Annotated in this window: 8 protein-coding genes; 1 reads left to right on the top strand and 7 read right to left on the bottom strand. The window is 65.2% G+C overall.

The features are described from left to right. Positions 1-56: 56 nt before the first annotated feature. The 6 genes from H5395_RS17385 to H5395_RS17360 all read right to left on the bottom strand — a co-directional run bounded on the left by H5395_RS17385 (position 57) and on the right by H5395_RS17360 (position 4,505). The gene (locus H5395_RS17385) at positions 57-557 is read right to left on the bottom strand and encodes a ParB/Srx family N-terminal domain-containing protein (RefSeq protein WP_370576500.1); all 501 of its coding nucleotides are present in this window, start codon (positions 555-557) and stop codon (positions 57-59) included. A 119-nt stretch (positions 558-676) separates the two neighbouring features. Continuing rightward, a complete protein-coding gene (locus H5395_RS17380) occupies positions 677-1,033 on the bottom strand; it encodes an HNH endonuclease (RefSeq protein WP_182793786.1) in 357 nt (118 codons plus the stop codon). A gap of 134 nt (positions 1,034-1,167) precedes the next feature. Further along, positions 1,168-1,548 carry a DUF6362 family protein gene (locus H5395_RS17375; RefSeq protein ID WP_182793785.1) on the bottom strand — a complete coding sequence of 127 codons (381 nt, stop codon included), beginning with the start codon at positions 1,546-1,548 and terminating at the stop codon, positions 1,168-1,170. After that, entirely contained in the window at positions 1,541-1,762 is a 222-nt protein-coding gene (locus H5395_RS17370; protein ID WP_370576499.1) for a hypothetical protein, read from the bottom strand. The genes H5395_RS17375 and H5395_RS17370 overlap by 8 nt, the downstream gene beginning before the upstream one ends. A gap of 320 nt (positions 1,763-2,082) precedes the next feature. Beyond that, positions 2,083-4,308, bottom strand: a complete 2,226-nt coding sequence (locus H5395_RS17365; RefSeq protein WP_182793784.1) for an AAA family ATPase — start codon at positions 4,306-4,308, stop codon at positions 2,083-2,085. After that, positions 4,305-4,505 carry a hypothetical protein gene (locus H5395_RS17360; protein WP_182793783.1) on the bottom strand — a complete coding sequence of 67 codons (201 nt, stop codon included), beginning with the start codon at positions 4,503-4,505 and terminating at the stop codon, positions 4,305-4,307. The genes H5395_RS17365 and H5395_RS17360 overlap by 4 nt, the downstream gene beginning before the upstream one ends. A 307-nt stretch (positions 4,506-4,812) precedes the next feature. Here H5395_RS17360 and H5395_RS17355 point away from each other — a divergent pair, with 307 nt between their 5' ends. After that, positions 4,813-5,010: a hypothetical protein gene (locus tag H5395_RS17355; RefSeq protein WP_182793782.1), complete on the top strand. Its 198-nt coding sequence runs from the start codon at positions 4,813-4,815 to the stop codon at positions 5,008-5,010. A 336-nt stretch (positions 5,011-5,346) separates the two neighbouring features. Here H5395_RS17355 and H5395_RS17350 read toward each other — a convergent pair whose 3' ends face one another. After that, positions 5,347-6,057, bottom strand: coding sequence for a sigma-70 family RNA polymerase sigma factor (locus tag H5395_RS17350; protein ID WP_182793781.1), 711 nt, complete (start codon positions 6,055-6,057; stop codon positions 5,347-5,349). Positions 6,058-6,316 lie beyond the last annotated feature (259 nt).

Here is a 6,316-nt window from a genome sequence, read left to right as displayed (position 1 = left end):
CCCATCATTGTAGGATTTCCAGTTCGTCGTGCGGTAGCGGGTGGGTTCAGGCCTGGTCATGGCAGGCCCTTAACCCGCTGGACCACTCCAGTGAATCCTTCCGAGGGCAGAGTTCTGCAACAACGCCCAGCGTCGTCCTCCTCGGCTCCAGCCAGCAGCCGATCGAGTTCGCCGTCCTCAAAGCCCAAGATGCCGAGATCGAGGCCGGCTTCCTTCAGGTCGCTCAATTCCAGCGCCAGCAGGCTCTCGTCCCAGCCGGCGTTCAGCGCAATGCGGTTATCGGCCAGCACCAGTGCCCGGCGCTGCGTCTCCGACAAGCCGGTCAGCGCGATGGCCGGCACCGTCTCCATGCCGAGCAGCCGCGCCGCCAGCACCCGGCCATGACCCGCGATGAGCGTGCCGTCGTCGGCGATCAACACGGGGTTGGTGAAGCCGAACTCGCGGATTGATCCCGCGATCTCGGCCACCTGCGCCTCGGAATGGGTTCGGGCATTACGAGCATAGGGGACAAGGCTGTCGAGGGGGCGATAATCGATGACGAGTTGGCGATTGGGCACGAGCGGTTTCCTTCGATTTTCGTGGCTGCACCCCCCCCTCGCCATTTTGGCCACGGATGCAGAAAGCTTGGCGCGCGGTCCTGACGTCGAACCGCCCAGAGATTTGATGTCCCCCCGGGTCAGCCGGCGGGCTCGCGCTCGGTCCGCCGATTGCCGAAGCCGCCATCCTCGGCGGCGGTCTTGCGGCTGTGGCAGGGCGCACAGAGCGGCTGCCAGCCAGTCGGGTCCCAGAACCGCGCGGTATCGCCCCGATGCGGGATGATGTGGTCGACGACACCGGCTGCGCTCAGTCGGTCCTGGCGCTGGCACTCGGCGCAGAGCGGATGCGCTGCCAGGAACAGCCGGCGCTCCCGAAGCCAGCGTGCGGAGCGATACAGCGCCCGAACGGCCGGATCACGTTTGCGGTCGGTGTCGCGGTCACGCTCACGCTTGTCGCGCCGCCCCACCGGGCGATGGATGGGCGGACGCTGCGGCATGGGGCCTCGCGCGAAGAACGGAACGAAATGGAAAAGACCGGGGGCGCTCTCGGCGCTCGTCTTCCGATCATATGCTACGCATAGCACGGATCTGTTGCAGGTGTCGAACAGGAATGTGTTGCAACACTCTGGACTCACAGGGCATTCAGCCGGGCGGCGATGGTGGTCAGGGCCAGTTGCCAGCGCCGCCAGGCGGTGGTGCGGTCGCAGCCCATCTCGCCCGCGATCACCTTCCATGGCACCCGGGCCGCCCGTGACCAGACCAGCTTGCGCTCGGCCTCCTCGATCCACAGCACCCAGCCGAAGGTCTGCTCGAGCCGGGTGATCGCCGCTGCCGAGGGCCAGACCCGCATCGGCTCGGGTTCCATCGCGGCGATCTCGCGGGCATTGCGCAGGATCTGCGGCCAGCAGCCGAAGTAGCCCTGCACCTTCACCGGCGGCAGCTTGCGCAGGGTGCGGAATGCCTCCTCGAAGTGATCCGCGACATCGTCAGTGGTCCAGTCGCGCTCAGCCATCGCGGCGTCCTCCTTCGGTCCGAGGTCCGTAGAGCTTGCAGCCCAGCTGCACGACCATCTCGCGCTCGCGCCAGGTCAGCCGCGGATCATCCACCGAGACCGCCAGCAGCCCCAGTTCGTGCCAGCCGTCGCGGCGGACCTGATCGGGATCGCGGCGGGGCCCGCCGTAGCCGCGGGGCGTGAAGCGCATCATCGTCATCGTCTTACAGGCCATTGTCATCTCCTGTCGTTCTGGCCGTCGTCATCGGGTGAGGCAGACACGAGGGACGACGTGGAGGACCGCGGGCACGGACGTTACGGATGGGGGGGCCGGCCATGAGGCCGGCCCTCCCATACGTAGTATGGGGAGGTTCATTGTTCGACTTATTCGGCGGATCAGAGCATTGATATTGCTTGCATTTCCTGCCCCACAGAAGTCGGACAAGGAAGTCGGACATGTCTGACTTCGACTTCGGTAAGTCATTGATAATCAAGCAATCAGTCAGACAAGCGAGGAAGTCTGACATTCTCGACTTATGTCGGACAACCGATCTGTCAGACATCCGCGGCCTCCGGCCAGACCCAGACGGAGGGGTTCTCGACCTCGAGCGCGGCACCGGAGGAGGCGCAGCGGTAGTGGCTCGGAAGGACGGGGATCCCGAGGGCAGTCACCTCGCCCGTCTCGGGGTCGACCTGCTCCGCGCGGCCGAAGCGCATGCCCTCGACGCACATGTAGCCAAAGCGGGAGCGGACCAGCGGCAGTCCGTAGAGCGCGCCGTTGCGCTGGTATTTGATGAAGCCCTTGGTCGCGAGGACGTTGAGGCGGTCCTGGATGGTGTGCTGGCTGCCGAGGCCGGCGCCGTTCTCGAAGTTCGAGGCGAACTGGGTTGAGGTATAGAGCCGGCCTTCCGCAGCCTCCTCGTAGAGCAGGTCGAGGATCACCTCGGCCTTGCGATCGCGCTCGGCGTCGAGACGGGCCCCCACCTTCTGACGCACGAGACGCTCGTGGCTGGCGTTCAGTTCGACCCACGCGCCGTCCACCTTGTCGACCAGCTTCGGCTCCAAGGCCGGGCCGTTGCGCAGCTCGATCTCGAGGCGCCGGGCGGTGCTGTCCTCGTCCGGGCGGTGCAGGATCAGGCCGCTGGTGTAGAAGCCCCGGAGCGCGCTGGCGCCCGAGAGCGCCTGAAAGGGGTCGTCCTTGACCTGCTGCCTGGCGAGCTTCTTCGTGTGATGGACGAGGATGATCCCGGCGTTGGGATTGACCGCCGCCTGCAACGCTTCGACGCGCTCCTTGAGGAAGAACATCATCGCGCTGTTGTCGTTCTCGCCGCCGCTGTCGGGACCGCCGTCGAAGACGTTGCGGATCGGGTCGATGCAGAGGACGTCGGGCGGGGTGTCCGGGAAGGCGGACCGGATGGTCTCGGCCACGCGACTTACGCCGCCCTGATCAAGCAGCAGCTTCAACCGCGGTGTCGCGACGAAGCCGTCTCGGGCTGCCGCCAGGACGTCGGTCGGCAAGCCGATCTGGTGGATGCGCTCGCGCAGGTAGTGATACTGAAGCTCGGCCTGCAGATAAAAGATGCGCAATGGCCGGGGCGGCGTGAAGCCGAGGAACGGCACCCCCGCTGCCATGTGCACGAGCCAGGAGATCAGGAAGTCGCTCTTGCCGACCTTGGGCGCGCCGCCGAGGACCAGCAGCCCGCCCGGGGTCAGCACCCGCGGGGCGATGATGTCGTCAGGCAGTGCGCTGCGGTCGTCGAGCAGTTGCCCGAGGCTGAAGCAGTTCAGCGGTTCTGATGGGGGCGGCTGACGCTGGGGCTGTGCCGGCCCATTCCGCTCGATGTGCCGTTTCCAAAGGCGGCGCGCTTCGGCCTTGAGCCGCTCTTCGGGCCACGGCGGCCGCAGCATGGCAGTGCTATAGCCGCAGATCGCCTCCCACGCCTCGTCGAGGGTCAGCCGGCCCTCATGTGCCTGGCGCAGGTAGTGCCCGATCGCCGCGCTTGCGCCATGAAACCGGGTCCAGTCATCGACGGCACCCTCGCGCACTGGCGTGGTCAGCACCGCGTCGATGGGTGGCTTGCCGGCGGTATTGAAGTCCAGCCCGCCACGGCCTTCGGGACGATCCAACAGCGCAGGCATCTCGGCCACGCGCCCGGCGAGGTCTGGGAGATCGACCTCGATGTCCTGATGGGAGATGATCCGCACCGCGGATTTGCGGCCGTACTTGCCGTGGATCGTGCCCGGCACCCGGATTGGCTGGTGGGCGGAGCCGAAGCTGTCATCGCCGCCGACTTTCAGCGCGATCTCGGCGCGCAACCGGCAAAGCTGCACGAGATCGTCACCTTCAGCAGGTTCGGTCAGTTTCCACCACAGGTGCAGCTTGACTTGCCCATTCTCCGTCCGGCCGCCGCTCTCGATAATCAGCGTGGGCCGGCCGAGATGGCGAACAAGGTGATCGCGCTTGGCAGCGATGTTCCCGTCGTCGAGATCGACGACCACCGCCTGCATCTGCATGACGTGCTCGGCCCGTGCCTGGCCTGAGGCGGTAACGGTGCCGGGGATGACGTAGACCGCCCGGCCACACATGGCCGCGGCTTCGGCGAACACGGTGATCTGGTCTGCGGCGCTATCATCTGCGGGCAACCAGCGGAACTCGCTCGAGGGTGCCGGCTCGACGCCCTTCTCGGGCAGACCCCGCAGCGGGATCAGGCCGTCGCACCAGGAGAAGACGGTATCCAGGAACAGCTCGATCTGGTCGCGGTCGATATCGGGCCCGCTCATTGCAGCGGCCCCTCGGCCCGTGCAGCGGCCCCCGACTGGGCATAGACCGTAAAGAGCTCCTCGCCGTCGGCATGCCGGCCCGCCGCCTCGAGGTAGTAGTAGCGGTCCGGGAGCAGCAGTTCGGCTAGTTCCCAGCGGCGATAGTAGCCCGGAAGCCGCTTAAGGAACTCAGGGGCGGGAACAGGAAAAAGCGGCATTCTCGGGCTCCGGCTGACCGGACGCGCACGGGCGTCTCGATCAGGAAAAGCCACTTCAATCCGGCGATCGGGACATCGAAGGACAGCATGCCCCTCCGGCTTCCCCGGCTCGCCATCCCTCAGCATTAGGAACCCTGGTCATTAGCGTCCGAGCAGGAGATCATGGCGCAGCCGACGGCAGTTAACATCCTCAGGAGCGCCTGCAGCACGGGGGCACCGTTTCGCAAGGGGTGGGCATCGGCATGTTAGTTCTTTATCAAGGGCATGAGGATCTACCCACCTCGAACTACAAACTGAGGGACTGAGAATGACCGAGCAAGAGATTGAACTCTGGAAACAGCTTCGGAAAGTTGCAGACGATAAACATGATGGCCACCTGACCATCATGAAGTTCACGACAAATTGGCGCATTGCGTTCTTCACGCCAGTAGAGCGGGAGCAAGTTGGAGAAATGGCTGTTGGCAGCTCCTTCGCCGAAGCAGCGCGAAAGGCGTTGATTGAATAGGGCGATACACGCCACTCGACAATCATTAGATATCCGGTGGAAGTTCGATGACTGCACAGCGGTCATCACCCAATTCTCCCGTTTGATCTGTCCATTACTATCATTTTCTGCACGGCATTATGTGCCCACGCTGGATTAGACGTGAGTTTGGGCAGTTTTGGCAGCTTGGCCCCCGGAACCAGCAGGAGATCATCCCGGTGACCGTTTCGCGCCAGTTGTTGCGGTAGAGACGACAGCCTGGCGCGTGTGTTCTGTTGTCGCTCGCCACCATCAGGCTCGTGTCCGTGCAACGGCTGCTGCTCTCAGAGCTACCTGCTGGAACTATTTTCAAGCGGGTCAGATGTCCTGTGTTATGCGCGCCGTCGCCCGCTGGTAGCGCTTGCGGGCCGCCGCCTCGCCGACGCCAAGACGTTGTGCCATCTCCAGCTGGCTGAACCCGTCGAGCGCCGAGCCGAGCACCAGGTCGGTGTCCCTGCCGATGAGCGTGGTGAGGTCGCCATGCAACTCCGTCCGCATCTGCCCCTGCGCGGCCCACGAGGGTGCTGCGACGATCCAGTCCGGATCAACTTCACCATGTAAATGCTGACGGTCAGATTCGCGCCGCATGGCTCGGCCGAGGTCGCGCTCGATGTTCATCACGAGGGTGGCGGCAATCCGGCTCACGCGCTGCAGATCGAGGCTGCGCGCCGCCTCGGTCGCACGCGCCAGGATCTCGGAGGCCAGCTCATCGGGTGTGCCGAGCCGCCGGACCCGGGCACGCCGCATGACCGCGTCGAGCCCCGGCCAGAGCGCCAGCAGCAGGAGGGTCAGGGCACAATCGGCCTCGGGCCCGTCGCGCTGGGCGGAACGGACCAGAGCTGTCAGGATCCGGTTCTTGTGCTCGGGGTCACCGGATGTCCGGTTGAGCGCATCCAGCAGGGCCGCCTGATCACGGAAGGATCGCAGCACATCCTCCCTGCGCCGGAGCGCACGGAAGCACTGGTGAAACTGAAAGGTGGTGGAAGTACGGGCGAGACCCTCGCGGATCCCGGGCCAGGAGAAAGACACTGGACGCCAGCCTTTCGGCCGGGCGTCCAGCGTATTGCGCGACAATCTTGATGAGACGCGCGCGTCAATCTGGATGAGCTTCTACGTCGCGGCGTCTGGCAGGGTATCAGCGTGATTGTCGCTGGCAAGGCCCTGCGGGCCGGGTGATTGACGCTCCGCGACAGACTGGGGCGTATTGTTGATTGTCGCGAATGCGGCCGGTCGTCCCCGTGTCCGCTTTGCCTCCATGGCGCTGCGCCGGCGATAGCTTTCGACATTC

This window comes from Paracoccus sp. MC1854 (assembly GCF_014164635.1).
GTDB lineage: Bacteria > Pseudomonadota > Alphaproteobacteria > Rhodobacterales > Rhodobacteraceae > Paracoccus.
Note: the sequence above shows the minus strand (reverse complement) of the source record. Positions and strands in the feature narration are given on the sequence as shown.

Bases quoted from the DNA above. Each gene is read 5' to 3' on its own strand.
- H5395_RS17360 (WP_182793783.1), bottom strand. From the start codon at position 4,505: ATGCCGCTTTTTCCTGTTCCCGCCCCTGAGTTCCTTAAGCGGCTTCCG.
- H5395_RS17370 (WP_370576499.1), bottom strand. From the start codon at position 1,762: ATGGCCTGTAAGACGATGACGATGATGCGCTTCACGCCCCGCGGCTAC.
- H5395_RS17380 (WP_182793786.1), bottom strand. From the start codon at position 1,033: ATGCCGCAGCGTCCGCCCATCCATCGCCCGGTGGGGCGGCGCGACAAG.
- H5395_RS17365 (WP_182793784.1), bottom strand. From the start codon at position 4,308: ATGAGCGGGCCCGATATCGACCGCGACCAGATCGAGCTGTTCCTGGAT.
- H5395_RS17375 (WP_182793785.1), bottom strand. From the start codon at position 1,548: ATGGCTGAGCGCGACTGGACCACTGACGATGTCGCGGATCACTTCGAG.
- H5395_RS17355 (WP_182793782.1), top strand. From the start codon at position 4,813: ATGACCGAGCAAGAGATTGAACTCTGGAAACAGCTTCGGAAAGTTGCA.